This window comes from Thermobaculum terrenum ATCC BAA-798, assembly GCF_000025005.1.
Classification (GTDB): Bacteria; Chloroflexota; Chloroflexia; order Thermobaculales; family Thermobaculaceae; genus Thermobaculum; species Thermobaculum terrenum.
The window spans coordinates 1,591,535-1,609,314 of sequence record NC_013525.1; the positions used below are offsets into that span (position 1 = coordinate 1,591,535).

Annotated in this window: 16 protein-coding genes and 1 other annotated feature; of the genes, 11 read left to right on the forward strand and 5 right to left on the reverse strand. The window is 47.6% G+C overall.

Annotated elements, in window-relative coordinates; all coding sequences use genetic code 11:
- Positions 1–33 precede the first annotated feature (33 nt).
- From TTER_RS07475 to TTER_RS07485, 3 genes are read left to right on the forward strand one after another with little or no spacing between them, the layout of a single operon-like run.
- Positions 34–1,035 (forward strand): C39 family peptidase, encoded by a 1,002-nt coding sequence (locus TTER_RS07475; protein ID WP_041424418.1) that lies wholly within the window; start codon positions 34–36, stop codon positions 1,033–1,035.
- Between the two features lie 27 nt (positions 1,036–1,062).
- A complete protein-coding gene (locus TTER_RS07480; RefSeq protein WP_169302647.1) occupies positions 1,063–1,479 on the forward strand; it encodes a DUF4383 domain-containing protein in 417 nt (138 codons plus the stop codon).
- Positions 1,480–1,536: 57 nt separating this feature from the next.
- The gene (locus TTER_RS07485) at positions 1,537–1,950 is read left to right on the forward strand and encodes a DUF4383 domain-containing protein (RefSeq protein ID WP_012875411.1); all 414 of its coding nucleotides are present in this window, start codon (positions 1,537–1,539) and stop codon (positions 1,948–1,950) included.
- 51 nt (positions 1,951–2,001) lie between these two features.
- Here the strand turns inward: TTER_RS07485 and TTER_RS07490 are convergent, their stop codons facing one another.
- Genes TTER_RS07490 through TTER_RS15365 form a run of 3 tightly spaced genes read right to left on the reverse strand, consistent with a single transcriptional unit; the run spans position 2,002 to position 4,252 of the window.
- Positions 2,002–2,832: a DNA-methyltransferase gene (locus TTER_RS07490; protein ID WP_012875412.1), complete on the reverse strand. Its 831-nt coding sequence runs from the start codon at positions 2,830–2,832 to the stop codon at positions 2,002–2,004.
- 17 nt (positions 2,833–2,849) lie between these two features.
- The gene (locus tag TTER_RS07495) at positions 2,850–3,662 is read right to left on the reverse strand and encodes an SPL family radical SAM protein (protein WP_012875413.1); all 813 of its coding nucleotides are present in this window, start codon (positions 3,660–3,662) and stop codon (positions 2,850–2,852) included.
- Positions 3,663–3,715: 53 nt separating this feature from the next.
- A complete protein-coding gene (locus tag TTER_RS15365; RefSeq protein ID WP_169302648.1) occupies positions 3,716–4,252 on the reverse strand; it encodes an NYN domain-containing protein in 537 nt (178 codons plus the stop codon).
- Between the two features lie 222 nt (positions 4,253–4,474).
- Here TTER_RS15365 and TTER_RS07500 point away from each other — a divergent pair, with 222 nt between their 5' ends.
- The 3 genes from TTER_RS07500 to TTER_RS14755 are packed head-to-tail and all read left to right on the forward strand — an operon-like array spanning position 4,475 to position 8,915.
- Positions 4,475–6,478, forward strand: coding sequence for an aldo/keto reductase (locus TTER_RS07500; RefSeq protein WP_012875415.1), 2,004 nt, complete (start codon positions 4,475–4,477; stop codon positions 6,476–6,478).
- A gap of 21 nt (positions 6,479–6,499) precedes the next feature.
- Positions 6,500–8,161 carry an alpha-amylase family glycosyl hydrolase gene (locus tag TTER_RS07505; RefSeq protein ID WP_012875416.1) on the forward strand — a complete coding sequence of 554 codons (1,662 nt, stop codon included), beginning with the start codon at positions 6,500–6,502 and terminating at the stop codon, positions 8,159–8,161.
- Positions 8,151–8,915: an HAD family hydrolase gene (locus tag TTER_RS14755; protein ID WP_012875417.1), complete on the forward strand. Its 765-nt coding sequence runs from the start codon at positions 8,151–8,153 to the stop codon at positions 8,913–8,915. The genes TTER_RS07505 and TTER_RS14755 overlap by 11 nt, the downstream gene beginning before the upstream one ends.
- A 7-nt stretch (positions 8,916–8,922) precedes the next feature.
- Here the strand turns inward: TTER_RS14755 and TTER_RS07515 are convergent, their stop codons facing one another.
- The gene (locus tag TTER_RS07515; protein ID WP_012875418.1) at positions 8,923–9,543 is read right to left on the reverse strand and encodes a CPBP family intramembrane glutamic endopeptidase; all 621 of its coding nucleotides are present in this window, start codon (positions 9,541–9,543) and stop codon (positions 8,923–8,925) included.
- 144 nt (positions 9,544–9,687) lie between these two features.
- Between TTER_RS07515 and TTER_RS07520 the strand changes: the two genes are divergently transcribed.
- Positions 9,688–10,905, forward strand: coding sequence for a hypothetical protein (locus tag TTER_RS07520; protein WP_148211917.1), 1,218 nt, complete (start codon positions 9,688–9,690; stop codon positions 10,903–10,905).
- 72 nt (positions 10,906–10,977) lie between these two features.
- Here TTER_RS07520 and TTER_RS07525 read toward each other — a convergent pair whose 3' ends face one another.
- Positions 10,978–12,093, reverse strand: a complete 1,116-nt coding sequence (locus TTER_RS07525; protein ID WP_012875420.1) for an endo-1,4-beta-xylanase — start codon at positions 12,091–12,093, stop codon at positions 10,978–10,980.
- Positions 12,094–12,382: 289 nt separating this feature from the next.
- Here TTER_RS07525 and TTER_RS07530 point away from each other — a divergent pair, with 289 nt between their 5' ends.
- From TTER_RS07530 to TTER_RS07545, 4 genes are all read left to right on the forward strand, one after another.
- Positions 12,383–13,282, forward strand: a complete 900-nt coding sequence (locus TTER_RS07530) for a WD40/YVTN/BNR-like repeat-containing protein (protein ID WP_148211918.1) — start codon at positions 12,383–12,385, stop codon at positions 13,280–13,282.
- 39 nt (positions 13,283–13,321) lie between these two features.
- A complete protein-coding gene (locus tag TTER_RS07535) occupies positions 13,322–14,161 on the forward strand; it encodes a class I SAM-dependent methyltransferase (protein WP_012875422.1) in 840 nt (279 codons plus the stop codon).
- A gap of 270 nt (positions 14,162–14,431) precedes the next feature.
- Positions 14,432–14,698 (forward strand): hypothetical protein, encoded by a 267-nt coding sequence (locus tag TTER_RS07540; protein ID WP_012875423.1) that lies wholly within the window; start codon positions 14,432–14,434, stop codon positions 14,696–14,698.
- A 107-nt stretch (positions 14,699–14,805) separates the two neighbouring features.
- Positions 14,806–15,050: a binding site (T-box leader), on the forward strand.
- Between the two features lie 47 nt (positions 15,051–15,097).
- Positions 15,098–17,773 (forward strand): valine--tRNA ligase, encoded by a 2,676-nt coding sequence (locus tag TTER_RS07545; protein WP_012875424.1) that lies wholly within the window; start codon positions 15,098–15,100, stop codon positions 17,771–17,773.
- Positions 17,774–17,780: the final 7 nt, after the last annotated feature.

Consider the following 17,780-nt stretch of genomic DNA (forward strand, 5'->3'; position numbering starts at 1 on the left):
GTGAGTCCTGCCACAGTGCGTGGAGCACTAGTTATGCCTGACAGCTATATCAGCAAGCCAAAGACTAGAGATCTCAATACACTTCCCCTGCAAAGGATTCCAAACTCGTGGTATCTTAGTGGCATTCCCTATCAGAAGCAATGGGAAAACAATTGTGGGCCAGTTACCACGAATATGGTACTTGGGTTCTATGGAATTAGATTAAGCCAGGCATACACTGCCAACAAGCTTCGCCCTCGTAGAGATGATGTTTCTGTTTCTGGCCTGGAGATGGTTAACTTCTCAAAGATCGAGTATGGTCTCCAGGGAGATGTAGGTTATAGCGGATCGCTGAGAACTATAGAGGCTCTTATCTCTAACAACATCCCGGTGATAGTCCTGCAGCCATTTAAGATAGGGTCTGATATTAACCACTTTCGAGTAGTTAGTGGATACAACAGGACAAGTCGTACCTTTGTTATACAAGACTCCATCCTTGGCAAAGACCTGATTTGGACTTACGACTATTTCTTGAACCTATGGAAACAAAGAGGAAGAATCTATATAGCAATCTATCCACCCAGTAAGGCTAAGATCGTAAAACAGATAAGGAATAGCTACGATTTGCCTAGAAAGAGACTCCAATTATCAGAGCTGGACATGGCTCAAAAAGCCGTTAGGCAAGCACCTCAGGACCCCTGGGTGTGGCTGAACCTTGGTAGAGAACTGTACTACTCAGAAAGATACAAAGACTCGTACGCAGCGTGGAACAAAGCCCTATCACTAGGACTGCCAAGAAGAGCACTCTGGTATATGCCCTGGCCCGTTTACCTGCTCAACGAGCTAGGTTTACACGAGCAGGCGATATCGCTGGCAAATCAAGCTCTTCAAACTATACCTGCTTCTTCTGAGCTTTACTATGGTCGTGCTATAGCGTACGAAGCGATCGGGAATAACCAAGCAGCCTTGAGAGATCTACGTACGGCCCTTGCCTATGCACCATACCATCCGTATTATAGACAGGCATTGAGGGAGTTTATGAGGAGGTACAGATAGGCTGTGATCTTATGCTGGATCCTTAGCTTGCTTTCAGGGGCAGGGTACATAACTTTATCTCTTCTCCAACTAATGCCACCGCTGATAAAACAAGGCCCCTGGGGCATAAAAGGGCCACTTGCAGGAGACCTTTTCGGATTACTAGCTACGAATCTCTATCTAGCGATACTCCACCTACTAATCGGCACAATAGCCCTAGCCAGCTCGAAGAGTTATAAGACTTCCCAAAACTTTTGCCTCTATGGTGGATTATTTCTCGCAGCTTTGTTCATATTTGGACAAGCAAATCAGCGTATACCGACTCTAGGTGGATATCTACCTCTAGATCTATCTCAAGATGCACTACACCTTCTAAGCTCTACTCTCCTACTTTCAGCATACATAGTTAACAAGGCCATGGGAGCAAACAATTTAGAGCAAGATATTGCTATTAGGCACGATTAGTGCTACTCCTTCATTAGAGGGTCTTAACCCTCAAAAAAACGGGAAGGAGGTGAAATCATGGCTCCCGTTCAAACATTGGCATTGGTCTTTGGAATCATCTATACGATAGTAGGCATAGCTGGGTTCATTCCTGCCCTTATTACGGGTAACCCTCCAGCTAACGCCTTAGGTCCTGAAAGTCTATCAGGTAATCTGCTTGGTATCTTCGCAATCAATCTTTACCACAGCATCGCACATCTAGTGATAGGACTGATAGGCCTAGGAGTTTACCGAAACTTCTCCGCTTCCAGGACTTATGCATTAGTAGTAGGAATCATCTATGCACTCCTCTTCATACTCGGAATTATAGGTGTAGATTTTGGTGGTCTTATTCCCATGAATATGCCGGATCATATATTGCATCTGGTAACGGCGGTAATATTCCTGGTAATTTACTATCAGTCCGCCAGGAGTGCCCCGGCAACGACCTAGGGGCGAAAGCAACATCAGGTTCCAAAGACCAGCCAGAAGGGGGTAGAGTATCTACCCCCTTCTTTCATATTCTAATGGAGGTTCGAAGGGCTTAGTCTCTAACTGAACTGAAGCACCGATAGCTTTCAGCCTTTCTATACATATAGAAATAGCTTCCGGAGACGAATCCATCCCTATCCATTGCCTCTCAAGCTTATGAGCAGCCACTAAGGTAGTGCCGGAACCACAAAATGGGTCCAGTACTATATCTCCCTTATCGCTCGAGGCGACAATTATGCGGCGCAACAGTTCTTCCGGCTTCTGGCTCGGGTAACCAGTTCTTTCAGGGGAGAGGGGATTAACTATAGGGATGAACCAAACATCATCTAGGACCTTTCCTAACGGATGCGGAGAGTAAAACTTACCAGAGCGGGCGCGTATACCTGACCGCGCGTATCCACTGGTTTTAGCATATGGTTCGCGAACCGCATCAACATTGAACTTATATTTTCTAGTTTTGTGATACACGAGAATATTGTCATGTTTATGGGGAAAATGGCGAGATCCTCTCCCACCTCCTGTATAGTGCCATATAATCTCGTTCTGAAAGTTATTGGCTCCAAAAATGTCGTCCATTAACAAACGGACGTAGTGTACACTTCGTCGATCTAGATGAAGATAAAATGTACCGTCCTCAGACAAGATCCTATGTATCTCACACAACCTCGGAGCTAGCCACTCAAGATAGTGGTCTATGCCTTGCCAGACATCATTGTATTTTCCGTTCTCATCAACCCTGATCCTATTAGTACGAAAGGGAGGGTCCGCATAAACAAGAGTAACAGATCCGCTAGCCAGCTTCTTGAGAAAAGATAAATTATCCCCAAGGTATACAGTTCCCATCGAGGGCAAGTATATACTTACGAGCGAACTTTATCTATCTCTAGGCGGCTACGCCAGTGCACCCTTTCAGCCCCCAATGTATCCACGAAGGCTTCTACTACGGACTTAAAGTACGAGCTATCGAGGAATCGATCAAAATAGTGCTGCCTATAGAGCTCTAGGCCATATCCTTTTGCCTTGGGGAAACGAATAGTATCTATGTACACACGCTCTGCAACGCCTGATAGCAACATGGCCAGGTTATATGGGTTACAGGGCAGCAGAGGGGAAACGGAGGCGCCTGTAATTATCCCTGCCGACCTTAGCGCATGCAACGCTTCTAGTCTTTTATGAATCGAGGGGGCATGAGGTTCAAAAATCTTCCTGAATTCGTCGTTATCAGTAGTTATGCTCATATAGACCTCTAGCCTGTCTCCAAAGGCTTGCAGCAATTCGATATCGTCCACAACGAAAGGAGATCTAGTGTGTATATGTATCTTGCTAGGGCCTGGGAACATAGACAACATAACCTCAAGACAGGACCTAGTCAGCCTATATTGCCTCTCAATTGGTTGATAAGGATCAGTCGCTGAAGAGATAAACACAGAAGCGAAAGCCAATTTTCGGGATGACTTATAGACTAGCTCAGGAGCATTTATCTTAGGTCTCACCCACTTGCCCCAGGAAGCCTCAAGCTGGTCGTCATGGGTAAATTCCTTAGCATAGCAATAAGAGCATCCAAAGGCACAACCACGATACGGGTTCAGACTATAGGAATAGCTACCACTAAGAGCTCCCACCTTTTGAGGAGTAAGAATACTTCGAGCTTCAGAAGCGGTAATCTTTGGCATATATGTCCCCTCCTAGAGCGATACATGGGGATTATAGCACGCAAGTTCTTAGATTACCACCGGTCTCGAAAATTCTTAGGAGTTCCTATTTCTAGGTCTTCAACACATAACATGATCCAATCATCGCGGGTGAAGAAGATACACTGTTTACATACGGAAAAGGACCGAAGTTTGGATACCCCGGCTTTAGATGGCTTGGGATCCGACTGAGGAGAATATTTTCTGGACCCCCTGGATCTTGGTCTAATAGTGTCTAGTAACTTCTCTACTGACCAGACTTTCGGGCCTCTTTGCAAAGTTCGAGCACGTAACTGAGAGTCATTGGTGACCACTAAATCGTCCGACTTAGCCATGTTAACTATCAAATCATCTGCCGAATCTCGGCCGGAGTATATTACCTTCACCTTATTATTGGGTTTAAACCCTCTAGATGGAGGACCATCAAAAACAACTACTATTTGATATGCGGCTAGTTTGGACGCTTTGCCAAGTAGCTGTACTAGTTGTAGTCGAGCCTTGTCAGCTCCATCTCTCTCTATAGATCTCAAATAGGGATCGCATCTTATGACGTTGTATCCATCCACAATCATCCTAGACATCTTATACAAGATACTAACAGATACCACACCGGATTCAACCTTTTAAGTAAACAAAAAAGAAGCTCCTAGGACTCCTTTGCAAATCTCGAAATCACAATCCATCAGCTGTAAAGTCTGAACCCAATATCAGTTACCTTGTACTTGGAGCATACGTTATAGTATTGCTTAGTTCCGACGATTGCGGTCCCTTTACTAAGTCAGAGGAGGTAGATCTTGAGCAGGATACTCAGATGGGGAATATTAGGCACTGGACGTATAGCTGGGATATTCGCACGGGGCGTGCAGGACTCGGTCTCGGGTAAGCTTGTTGCTGTCGGCAGCAGGTCAGAAGAATCCGCAAGTAGGTTTGCCAAAGAGTTTAACATTCCCAAGGCTTACGCATCCTATGAAGAGCTACTCGCTGATCCAGAGGTAGAAGCAGTTTATATAGCCACACCACACCCTATGCATGCCCAATGGGCTATTAGAGCAGCTGAAGCCGGCAAACACATACTCTGTGAGAAGCCTCTTGCATTGAACCACGCTGAAGCTATGGCAATAGTAGAAGCAGCTAAGGAACATGATGTCTTTCTGATGGAAGCATTTATGTACAGATGCCATCCTCAGACTGCTCGAGTAGTTGATATGATCAGAGATGGTGCCATTGGCAATGTTCGAACGATACAGGCTACTTTCAGCTTCGATGCAGGAAGCAATCCAGGAAGCAGGCTACTGAGGCAAGATCTTGGCGGTGGGGGTATCCTAGATGTTGGATGCTACTGCACATCAATGGCACGACTTATAGCCGGTGTAGCCCTGGGGAAAGATTTTGCGGACCCAATAGAGCTCAAGGCCGTAGGGCATATCGGCGAAGAATCCAGAGTTGACGAGTATACAGCCGCAGTGCTGAAGTTTCCCGGAGAAATCATAGCTCAGCTCGCCACGGGAGTACGGGTTAAGCAGGAGGACGGAGTCAGAATCTACGGCTCAGATGGATGGATACATATACCTGAGCCATGGATTCCGGGACCAAACGGCGAACCCACAAGCATATTCCTATATAAGAAGGGTCAGAGCACTCCAGAAGAGATCGTAGTTGATCCTGGTAGCCCGCTTTATGCCATCGAGGCAGATACGGTCGCTTCTCACATAGAAGACAGGCAGGCTCCTTCTCCAGCTATGACCTGGGAAGATTCTCTTGGGAATATGCGTACGCTCGATATGTGGAGAGAACAAATAGGCATGATTTACGACAGCGAGAGACCCGAAGCAAATACGCTCCCAGTCCACGGACGCCCCCTGAGGGTCCGCCCCGATAACAAGATGAAATATGGGCACGTTCAAGGTATAGATAAGCCTATATCGAGGCTAGTAATGGGTGTGGACAATCAACGCACCATGCCCCACCTAGCAGTTATGCTGGATGATTTCTTTGAAAGAGGTGGGACTTGCTTCGATACGGCTTACATATACATGGGAGGTCTATCTGAAAAGCTGCTTGGACAGTGGGTGAAGAACAGGGGCATTAGAGAGCAGGTAGTTATCGTAGGAAAGGGAGCTCATACTCCTTATTGTGATCCGGAAAACCTAACAAAACAGCTGCTGGAAAGTCTTGATAGGCTGCAGACAGACTATATAGATCTGTACTTTATGCACCGAGACAACCCCGAAATACCTGTAGGCGAATTTGTAGAGGTACTTAACGAGCACCTTCGAGCAGGTAGGATAAGAGCTTTTGGAGGTTCAAACTGGACTATACAGAGGGTAGAAGAGGCAAACAAGTACGCGAGAGAGCATGGATTGACAGGATTTGCAGCAGTGAGCAACAACTTCAGCCTTGCCAGGATGATAGAGCCACCCTGGGCAGGATGCATCTCGTCATCTGACCCAGAATCCCGAGCATGGTTCGAGCGGAATCAGATGCCACTGTTCTCGTGGTCGAGTCAGGCTCGTGGTTTCTTTACAGGCCGGGCTCGTCCAGATGACTTCTCAGATCCTGAATTAGTACGTTGCTGGTATAGCGAGGACAACTTCCGTCGTCTGGAGCGTGTGAACCAATTAGCCAGGGAAAAGGGAGTAGAACCAATAAATATCGCTCTCGCCTACGTACTATCTCAACCCTTTCCCACATTTGCGCTAATAGGACCAAGGGCACTATCTGAAACCCATTCTTCCTTAAAGGCTCTGGAAATCGAGCTTACCCCAGAAGAAGTGAAATGGCTCAATCTTGAAGCCTGAAAGATAGGTAGGAGAACCGTAATGAGCAGCGAAGAGAAGAGATATCTTTGGTGGCAAAAGGGTATTATCTACCAGATCTATCCCAGGTCATTCATGGATAGTAATGGTGACGGTATAGGTGATCTACCAGGCATAACTAGCAAACTAAGCTATCTAGAATGGCTAGGGGTGGATGCCATCTGGATATCGCCAATCTACCCCTCTCCTATGGCAGATTTTGGTTATGATGTCGCTGATTATACCGACATTCACCCAATATTCGGGACGCTGGATGATTTCGACAGGTTGTTGGAAGAAGCTCACTCAAAAGGGCTCAAAGTTATTCTAGACTGGGTACCAAATCATACATCTGACGAGCATCCCTGGTTTATTGAGTCAAGGTCCTCGAGGGATAACCCCAAGCGCGATTGGTACATATGGCGAGATCCTGCTCCAGACGGAGGTCCACCGAACAACTGGCAGAGTGTGTTTGGGGGAAGTGCATGGGAATATGACGAGCGCACAGGGCAATACTACTACCACGCATTTCTAGCAAAACAACCAGACCTTAACTGGAGAAATCCAGAAGTACAGGAGGCCATGCTAAATACTTTGAGGTTTTGGTTTGACCGCGGGGTAGATGGCTTCCGAGTAGACGTGATGTGGCATCTCATAAAAGACGATCAATTTCGGGATAACCCCATCAACCCTGACTACAAGCCAGGAGCTTACCTGAAGAACTTGCCTGAGGGAGTTCAGCTTCCTCAGGAGATCATAGAGATGGCCGAAGCTCAGATGAAATACCTACCGGTCTACAATACTGATCGCCCTGAGGTACACGATATTGTAAGAAAGATTAGACAAGTGGCAGATGAGTATCCAGAAAGGGTCATCATTGGCGAGATTTACTTGCCAGTCGAGCGTTTGGTGAAATACTACGGAGAGCACGGCGATGGTGCCCACATGCCGTTCAACTTCCAGCTCATTCTCCTTCCTTGGAATGCAGATGAGATCTTCCACGCAATAGATGCCTATGAGAAAGCTTTACCAGAAAACGCTTGGCCTAACTGGGTACTAGGCAACCATGACAACCATCGAATTGCCAGTCGAGTTGGCAGAGATCAAGCCAGGGTGGCTGCAATGCTGCTTCTTACACTTAGAGGCACTCCCACCATGTACTATGGTGATGAGATAGGAATGAAAGATGTTCCTATCCCACCAGACATGGTTCAAGACCCTCCAGCAAAGAGATTCCCGGGACTTGGACTTGGCCGAGATCCCGAGAGAACGCCGATGCAATGGGACAGTGGCCCCAATGCGGGTTTCACAACCGGTACCCCATGGTTGCCTATTGCCGACGACTACAAAGAATATAACGTAGAGGTAGAGAGAAACAATCCTAAATCGTTCCTATCGCTATATCGAGCACTTATAGGGCTAAGAAGATCTGAGCCTGCATTACATGTGGGAAGTTACAAATCTCTACCTCGCAATGGCGATCTGATAGCATACGAGCGAGCATATGGTCAACAGCGCTTTATTGTATTACTTAACCTAGGGAATCAACAACAGACATACACAGAGCTGGGTGACATACCCTGCCAAGTGGTGCTATCAACGCACATGGACAGGCATGGAGAGAAAGTTAGCAGAGAAGTCAATTTAAGGGCTAATGAAGGAGTGATATTGCAGGTTGAGCAATAATCGATCAGATACAAAAGTAGTGCTGTTTGACCTCGACGATACTCTATTTGATCATAGGGGCACTACTCTAAGAACACTTGAAGTGCTAAGGAAAAAGCATAAGGAACTACGGACCAGGACCCTCCAGGAGCTTGAGGCCAGATACTCCGAGCTCCTGGAGGAGATTTGGATAGATGTGCTTCGTGGCAAAATGTCCGTGGAAGAGTCACGTATAATTCGTTTCCAACTACTCGTAGAGTGGTGCGGAAACAAAATAGATAGAGAAGAAGCTGAACAATTCGCAACAGAATACCGACAACTCTATCTAGATCTGAGAACTCCGGTGGAAGGAGCTTCTGAACTTCTATCCCATCTACGTCAGAGTGTCAAGATTGGGATAGTAACGAACAACTTCGTTCAGGAGCAGCGTGACAAGCTTCTGTGCTGTGGGCTGAATCATCTCATAGACTTCATGGTGACTTCGGAAGAAGTTGGGGTTCCGAAACCCGAACCTGAAATATTCCACGCAGCACTTGACGTAGCCGGATGCAAAGCACACCAGGCTGTTATGGTGGGAGATGTATGGGAAACGGATATCATCGGTGCCACAAGAGTAGGTATAAGAGGTGTCTGGTTCAACAGACTCGGGCTTTCCTGTCCAGATACATCTTTGGCCGCGGAGATAAGATCTCTGATACCGGCTAGAGAGGTGGCGGATAAGATTCTCTCCGCTCCAATACCTCAACATATAGATGCTATTAGAAGTCATAGATAAACGATTATTACAGGCTGTGGACAGTCCCGCCTATAAGTAAGAAGGTTATGGTATTACTCAATGTGTGTACCAGCAAAGTACCTGCTATTGTTTTGTGGCGCAGCACCTGCCATCCAAAAATAAGTCCCCAAGTCAGCACTATTATGAGCATCCACCACCTACCCCCTAAGAGGTATCTTAGGTGTCCGCCAGCAAAAATGGCCGCTTGTAGTACTATTGCCCAGTTGCTATCAATACCGATCTCACATAAATAACCCAAGAGAAACCCTCTAAAGAGAACTTCTTCTATGAGTGCAGCTGTAAAGAAGCTATTTAATAACACAACTGGTACCGCCTCTAGAGGCAAAAAGGATACGCCTCCTAGCAGTAAGTAGGCTTCACCTACTCCTTCGGCTAGAGCCAGCAGTAAGAGTAAGCAGCCCTCGACCAAGGCTCCACGTAAGTCCCCTGACTGCAAGAAGAAGCTTTCCAATCTATCCCTAGCACTGAAAACCATAATTGGCAATATAAAGTAAGAGGACGCTATATAGATCCCGAATGCCAAATCCTGATTTAGCGGTGCTATCAGCTGCCTCAGCACCACCCTGATAAGGAGGGCCAAGACCAATAAGAAAGTAAAAGGCTTCATCGGTCAACAATATTCTCCTAACATCGTTGATGGAGAGTATAGTTGTACACCACAGTCCCAGGCAACATCCCTTGTTGAAATCCGTCAGCTAGGTTAACATCTATGCATCCTTTGTTTATTATTGCTGCAACTAAATGGAGATAGATGATGCATAGAAGACAATTCATTAAACTGTCCGTAGCTACCGCCGCCTCGCTAACTCTTACATCCTGGGGTAAAGCTTCAGCGAGTTGGAGCATGCAGAGTTCCCTTAATAAAGCCTACAGCTTTATTGATTCAATGATGGATCTTTACGATCGTGGTGACCACCTTAGGCTTATACAAAGCTATAAAGGAGGATACCTAGGTAGTATAGGTTTTGACCCGGCTTTCACTTATGACAATGCATTAGCCATAATTGCCTATTTATCAAGAGGACTAGGCAAAGATAAGAAGCGAGCGACTGTCTTAGGTGATTCTCTGCTATATGTGCAAGAAAACGATCCTGCCGCAGATGGCAGGGTACGTGATGCTTATGAACCATCCCAACTACTTCTGGAGGACGGTACACCTAACATTGCTTACCGCTGGGGGCAAGGAGGTAGCGCCACCGGCAATCAGGCCTGGACTGGGTTAGCCTTCTTATGGTTGTACTTAACTACTAAGCACCATAGGTTTCTCCAAGGTGCTGAGAGTATTGGAACATGGATATTAGAGAACACCTATGACACAAGAGGCGCTGGTGGATACATGGGAGGTGTTGATGCAGCCAACAACGTACTTACATGGAAATCTACGGAGCACAATATAGATGCATACTCACTCTTCAGGTCACTATATAACATGTTAGGCAATATCAACTGGAAGAATGCCGCAGACCATGCCTATGACTTCATCATATCCATGTGGAATGGGGAAGGTGGCTTTTTCTGGACTGGCACCGGGACCGATGGTACCACCACTAATACTTACCCTATACCTGAGGATGTGCAAACGTGGAGCTATCTAGCTATCCAAGACCCTCACCTCCAGCGATCCATAGACTGGGCAGCAGAAAACCTAGCAGCTCAGGATTCGATATTTCGCGGCGTGAGCTTTAGCAATGCAGATACTAGTAAAGTTTGGTTCGAAGGTACGGCTCACTTGGCATTAGCGCTCAATCGTCGTGGAGCCGCACGGGATCTGGAGCAATCGGAATTACTAATCCAATACATACGACTAGCACAAGAAAAAGCTATGAACACCGATGGCAAAGGCATAGTAGCAGCTAGTAGCGATGGTCTCCAGACAGGATTTGGCTATAGTTACTACGCATCCCTACATATTGGAGCTACATCTTGGTACTGCATTGCAGCCAACCGCTCTAATCCATTCCAACCGTAAACCGTAAACAAAAAACCCTAGGTGCAGGTGATCACCTGCACCTAGGGGAGAGAACAAAGAAGATAACTATGATTATTCGGTCCTATAGTGCTTGCCCTGAGGTCGACCTGAACGTTCAGTAAGTTCATCCTTCAAAGCAAAGTAAGCAGGTTTTGGCTGATAATTCTCATCAAATATAGTGGCCGCACCTTGTCCCTGGAAGAATCCGGGTACCCATGAATGCGCGTCCGTGAATCCCCATACTGTGAAAGATACGCAGCGGCGCACATTTAGGCAAGCATCCATAAGCCGACGGTAATACTCAGCCTGCGTGGTAAGTTTCTCTTGGGTAACAGGTAGAATCATGCGCACATCCACTTCAGACAGAGCTACATCCAATCCTAGATCAGCAAATCTCTGCATATTCTGTTGAATATCCCCAGGAAATCCGTACTGTATGCCGAGATGTCCCTGGAAGCCCACGCCATCGATAGGCACACCCGCTTCCTTGAGGCTCTTCACCAGCTCATACATCCCATTGCTCTTAGGCCCGATCCACTCGATGTTGTAGTCGTTGATGTAGAGTTTGGCATGAGGATCAGCCTCGTGCGCCCACCGGAAAGCTTTGGCTATGTAGTCCGGGCCAAGAGCCCTAAGCCATATGGTATCCCTTAGGGTGCCATCTTCATTCAGCGGCTCGTTCACTACGTCCCAAGAGTACACCTTGCCCTTGAAATGCCTTACAACATCATAGATGTGCTGTCGGAGTATCTCCTCCAGCTCCTGGTTGGTAAAGTTGCCATTTGTCAACCAGCTGGGCAGTTGGCTATGCCAGACGAGTGTGTGCCCTCTCACCATCTGCCCATGCCGCCGAGCAAAATCTACAAGTTGATCCGCAGGCTCAAAATTCAGCTGGCCACGTACGGGTTCAATGGTGTCCCATTTCATGACATTTTCTGGAGTAACACTATTGAATTCTCTAGCCAATACCTGCCTGTACTGCTCCTCATTCTGTAATGCATTTACATCTACCGCCGTGCCTATTCTAAGAACATGACGTACTGCATAGTCTCTTAGACCAAATTGGTCTTGTCCCCTTGCATCACCGTTAGATGCTGCGACTACAGGACTTGAAAAAGTCAATCCCAACAATACAGCTAATATGATCCTAAGTGCTAGCGCAGCTTTACTGTTACTAATATCTTTCATGGTGCCCTCCAGTCACAGAACATTTTGACGATCATATCTTTTATATGTTAGAAAATCGCCTTTCAATATTTTTGTGTTTCCCAAATCAGGCACTATACTCAATAGTGACTAGAGAAACCTCTACATTCGTGGCATAGAATGACTAATGATCTATCTAACAACGGGAAATACAGTAATAACTCTCTTAAGAAAAAGTTCTCAAGAATGGCATGCTAGCCAATACCATCTGCCGGATGTAGCAACAGCTATCTGCTCTGATCCCTTGATCCCGGGAAGAGCCTTCTGTGCAGTGAAAGGCTCAGGTTTTTGGATTACTTCAGACGGTGGAAGATCCTGGCAATGGATAGGTAGCCTTACATCTGTATACTCCGGAGAGAAACCAATTCGTTATATCTCTGCACTAGCTGTCAGTCCTCTAGAGAGGGAAGTAATATATGCTGGAACAGATCCAAGTGCCATGTTCAAATCAGAAAACTTCGGCAGATCCTGGGTGGAGCTAACTAGCTTTCGAGACCTGCCTTCGGCTCCGACATGGAGCTTTCCTCCCGAACCATCTACAAGCCATATCAAATGGATAGAACCTGATCCAATTGTATATGGAAGGGTTTTCGTTGCAGTAGAAGCAGGAGCTCTGGTTCGCACCATAGACGGAGGTCATACTTGGGAGGACAGGCTGCCAGATTCACCCTATGATTCGCACACCCTGGCAACTCATCCGTTAGCTCCTCATAAACTGTACTCGGCAGCAGGAGATGGAGTATCTAATCCTGGGAGGGGATACAACGAAAGCATGGACGCCGGTCTAACATGGCAGAGACCCAACGAAGGATTAGAACACCACTACTTATGGGGACTTGCTGTGGACTCAGGTAACCCCGACATCGTAGTGGTGTCTGGTGCGAGCACTCCATGGAAAGCTCATAACATAGGGGTAGCAGAATCTTTCATATATAGGCGTGAGAAAGATTCTCCATGGCAAAAGGTTACACAGGGTCTACCACCAATAATAGGCACGATAGTATGGAGGCTGGTGGCAGATGTATCTAGAGCAGGTACCTTCTATGCACTAAGCAACAAGGAACTGTATATGTCCGAAGACACCGGCCTATCTTGGCGGCAAATCCACCTGCCAAGCTCCATAAAACCTACTGAACCCTTAGGGATAGCCGTTGGCCCTGATGAGAAATAACTGGAGCTATTACCTCAAAAAATAGGAGGTTGGTATACCTTGGAATCAGCTATTGAGAGACACAACAGGATGGTGAAGGAAGAAAGGCTACAAGCAGAGAGAGTGCGCACAGACGGGGGTGGATCGGCAGACATTTGGAAACACAGGGCACATCAATTCCGCCCCAAGCAAGATGAGCATGATCTAGTCATAGATCTAGTAGCAGACTTAGCTGGGCCATATGGAAAGGTAATAGATGTAGGAGCTGGCGGTGGCAGAATAGCTATACCGCTTTCGTATAGAATTAGCGAGGTGATCGCAGTTGAACCTTCTGAGGCTATGCAATCCGTACTCCAGGCTGAAATCTCCCATCGTGGAATTCGCAACATAAGGATCATACCTACAAGCTGGGAAAATGCTGAGGTTGATCCAGCTGAGGTAGTCTTGGCTTCACACGTCACTTATGGAGTGCAGGATATAGAGCCGTTTCTGAGAAAGATGGACCAGAAAGCCGCAAGACGAGCTGCTGTCGTGGTGTTTACTGATCCCCCACAGAACGCCCTAGCACCATTTTGGGAATATATCTATGGGGAACCAAGGTTACGACTGCCATGTCGTGATGAGTTATTAGATGTCCTGATAGAACTAGGAGTTAAACCAGAGATACTCGAACTGCCACCCCAACCACCACAACCGATTGGTAACCCCGATGAGGCGTTCGCAGAGCTTAGACGTAGATTATTTATAGGACAAGGAAATCCTTTGGAAAAACGACTACGTGCAGCCATGCAAGCACTGACAATCGAGCGTGATGGCTTAATATGGATCAAGGATGCCCAACCTAACCAGCGCTCGCTCATACACTGGCAAGGTGGTAGCATGCGAGCTACACAAACCTGAATATAAAGGCAACAGTTCCTAGTCAGAATAACCCTCTACTGCTTCTGGCTTTAAGCGACACTGGGCGTGGCCCTACCCGAAAGCTCGGGGAAAACTACCTAAATAGTAGTTGTACTGAGACCCGCAGAAGATGATCATTATGCTGTTTGGTTATGTCTAATTTGCCTTGCAATCAAGACAGACCGTCTCCAGACTCAAACATAGGGAGCCAATTTAAGCTTATGCAGGCACAGATACAGGCCACGTTCGGCAGGCACATGTTAGGGGTCCATGATAGATAGAAGCTCAATGCTCGCGTGCTGCTCCCTGTGGTCCTGCATCGGCGCTCGCATCCAGGAAGACACTGGCATCGCTCAGGCAATCGTAGTACATAGCAACTACATCTACATACATATGCAAAGCTACGTAAGTCTGAAACAGGACAATATCATGCCTGGACAGCAGGCCACTCCTGTGGAAGTCACCCAGTGGTCAGGCGCCCTCACCGAGTTGGAACATGATAGAATCACGTATCAGAGGCAAATGACATTGTACTAACGGACGACTGGCTCTATGGCTACAAGCCAACCCAGCTACTCAGAACCCAGGATGAGCCATACATTGACATACATTGCTGACATAAGTAGAATTGAAGCACGAAAAATTCAAAGGCGTTGACCGAGAGGAGTAAGCGGATCAAGCGCCAGACAGAGAGGACGAGTCACCGGCTGAGAGCTCGTCGTGGGAAAGCAATCCGCTGAACGTAGCTCGCGAGCCGCTGGTTCGAACACAGCAACTAGACTGTTAGTAGGGTCAGACGGGCAAGCCCGTTATAGCGGCAATGAGGGTGTAGGAGCTTGCTCCTATGCCGAACCAGAGGTGGTACCACGGTACGCCCACCGTCCACTGGACGCGTGGGCGGTTTTGTTTTAAGGACTGTCTATGGAGGTGAGGATTATGCAGATCTCTGAGAAAGAGATGGCAAAGGCTTACGACCCGCGAGCAGTGGAAGCACGTTGGTACGATTGGTGGGACAAACAGGGTTACTTTACGCCCAAGATAGACCCCACACGTAAGCCCTTCACGATTATAATGCCTCCGCCCAACGTAACTGGGGAGCTACACATGGGACATGCACTCTTCGTCACGGTTGAGGATATACTTACGCGCTGGCGCAGGATGCAGGGATATCCAACACTGTGGTTGCCAGGCGCCGATCACGCTGGTATCGCAGGACAGTGGGTAGTAGAGAAGGAGCTTGCTGCCGAAGGGCTCACACGCCACGATCTAGGCAGGGAGAAGTTTTTGGAGCGCACTTGGGACTGGATGAATCGATACCGAGGCCGGATCAGAGAGCAACTCCGCATACTTGGCGCCTCGTGCGATTGGTCCCGCTTTAAATTTACAATGGATCCGGAACCATCAAGAGCAGTGCGCACCGCTTTCAAGAGACTCTACGACGAGGGACTCATCTATCGTGGAAAGCGCATGATCAACTGGTGCCCACGATGTATGACAGCTCTCTCTGACCTCGAAGTTGATCACGAAGAGGTGAAGTCTCACCTTTGGACTCTACGCTACCCAATAGATGGTACTGACCAGTTTATAGAGGTTGCCACGACGCGTCCTGAGACCATGCTAGGAGACACAGCCGTCGCTGTTCATCCCGATGACGAGCGATATAGAGGGATCGTTGGCAGAACGGCCACATTACCAATAATTGGACGTAAGCTACAGATCGTAGCGGACGAGCTAGTCGATCCCGAGTTTGGCAGCGGCGCAGTCAAGGTCACACCGGCACACGATCCCACCGACTTCGAGATAGGGCAGAAGCATAACCTACCTGCAGTCAACATCCTGAATTTAAATGGGACCCTTAATGAGAATGCAGGGCCCTTTGCGGGCCAAACAATACAGGAAGCCAGACGTAATGTAGTTCGCAGGCTTGAAGAAGAAGGATACTTAGTAAGAGTAGAGGATTATACCCATTCGGTCGCAGTGTGTGATCGATGCGAGTCAGTAATCGAGCCAATTATCAGCGAACAATGGTTCCTTCGAATGGACAGACTCAACAAACCTGCGCTCGAAGTCGTTCGTAATGAGATCGTGCGCATGATTCCCGATCGCTTCAAGCAGATTTACATCAACTGGGTCGAGAACGAGCACGATTGGTGCATCTCGCGTCAGCTATGGTGGGGACACAGGATACCGATATGGTACTGTCATGATTGTGGGCACACTATGGCAACTGATCAGGAAATGCTCGAAAGGTGTGAGAAGTGCGGAAGCACACATATAGAACAGGATCCAGATGTTCTAGACACATGGTTTAGCTCCGCTCTGTGGCCGATGAGCACGCTCGGCTGGCCCGAAGATACAGATGACCTGCGTTACTTCTACCCCACATCAGTGATGGAAACTGGATATGACATCATCTTCCTGTGGGTGCACCGCATGATCTTCATGGGCCTGCACTTCATGGGCGAGGTACCATTCTTTGATGTGTACTTCCACGGCACAGTACGAGATGAAAAAGGCCAGAGGATGAGCAAAACAAAGGGAAATGTGCTGGATCCTACAGAGATCACAGAGCAGTACGGAAGCGATGCCTTAAGGTTTGCTCTCATAACGTCGGCTCCCGCTGGTTCGGACATGAAGCTGGGAATTCAGCGCGTGGAGGCTATGCGCAACTTCGCCAACAAGATCTGGAATGCTACCCGCTATGTTATTCGAGCTTGTGAAGATAGCCAGATAGAGACGGGACCTGATGGAGATCCACTGCCAACAAGCTCAGAGGATGCAACACTTGCTGACAAGTGGATCATCAGCCGTTTGCATAGAACCATAAGAGACGTTACCAACATGATGGAGCGTTATCAGCTCCATGAAGCGGGGAGGAGACTCTACGACTTCATCTGGTCTGAGTACTGTGACTGGTACATAGAGTCAACAAAAGTTGTACTTGCTGGAGATAATGAGCCTGCAAAACGGGCCGCGAGACAGACATTAGTATACGTCCTCGAAAGAGCACTTAGACTACTTCACCCATATATGCCCTTTGTGACGGAAGAGTTGTGGCACTACCTGCCACATAAAGGTGAATCCATAATGATAGCCAATTGGCCAGAGGGAGGAGATACAGATAGCGAGGCAGAACGGCAATATGAACTCGTGACAGATATCATCAGAGCAATCCGTAACGTTCGCGCTGAAAGAGATGTGCCGACTAACCGACTTGTGAGCGCCATGATAATCGCAGGTAACGATACAAATATCCTGCAGGAGCAGGCACCTATCATCAGCAGGCTGGCAAGGGTTGATCAATCTCAGCTTAGGATAGAGGCCGAGGGCGACATGCCATCAGAAGATGTAGTAGCACTAGTTATAGGAAATACTCGAGTCTACCTGCCTCTAACAGGATTGATAGACATAGAAGAGGAACGAAAGAGGCTAAACCAAGAGCGAGACAAAACCTTGGCAGAGATCGAGAGAGTTCGCAACCTGCTCTCAAACGAGCAGTTCACGTCCAGAGCCCCTGAGCACGTCGTTCAAAGAGAACGGGACAAGCTCATGGCGGCGGAAGAAAGACTAAGAACACTGGATGAGCATATACAAAGGTTGGGCAAGAGCTAGAACACTA

Coding starts and splice junctions, on each gene's coding strand:
- TTER_RS07475 (WP_041424418.1), top strand. CDS start 34: ATGCCTGACAGCTATATCAGCAAGCCAAAGACTAGAGATCTCAATACA.
- TTER_RS07485 (WP_012875411.1), top strand. CDS start 1,537: ATGGCTCCCGTTCAAACATTGGCATTGGTCTTTGGAATCATCTATACG.
- TTER_RS07490 (WP_012875412.1), bottom strand. CDS start 2,832: ATGGGAACTGTATACCTTGGGGATAATTTATCTTTTCTCAAGAAGCTG.
- TTER_RS07495 (WP_012875413.1), bottom strand. CDS start 3,662: ATGCCAAAGATTACCGCTTCTGAAGCTCGAAGTATTCTTACTCCTCAA.
- TTER_RS15365 (WP_169302648.1), bottom strand. CDS start 4,252: ATGATTGTGGATGGATACAACGTCATAAGATGCGATCCCTATTTGAGA.
- TTER_RS07505 (WP_012875416.1), top strand. CDS start 6,500: ATGAGCAGCGAAGAGAAGAGATATCTTTGGTGGCAAAAGGGTATTATC.
- TTER_RS07515 (WP_012875418.1), bottom strand. CDS start 9,543: ATGAAGCCTTTTACTTTCTTATTGGTCTTGGCCCTCCTTATCAGGGTG.
- TTER_RS07520 (WP_148211917.1), top strand. CDS start 9,688: ATGATGCATAGAAGACAATTCATTAAACTGTCCGTAGCTACCGCCGCC.
- TTER_RS07525 (WP_012875420.1), bottom strand. CDS start 12,093: ATGAAAGATATTAGTAACAGTAAAGCTGCGCTAGCACTTAGGATCATA.
- TTER_RS07540 (WP_012875423.1), top strand. CDS start 14,432: ATGATAGATAGAAGCTCAATGCTCGCGTGCTGCTCCCTGTGGTCCTGC.
- TTER_RS07545 (WP_012875424.1), top strand. CDS start 15,098: ATGCAGATCTCTGAGAAAGAGATGGCAAAGGCTTACGACCCGCGAGCA.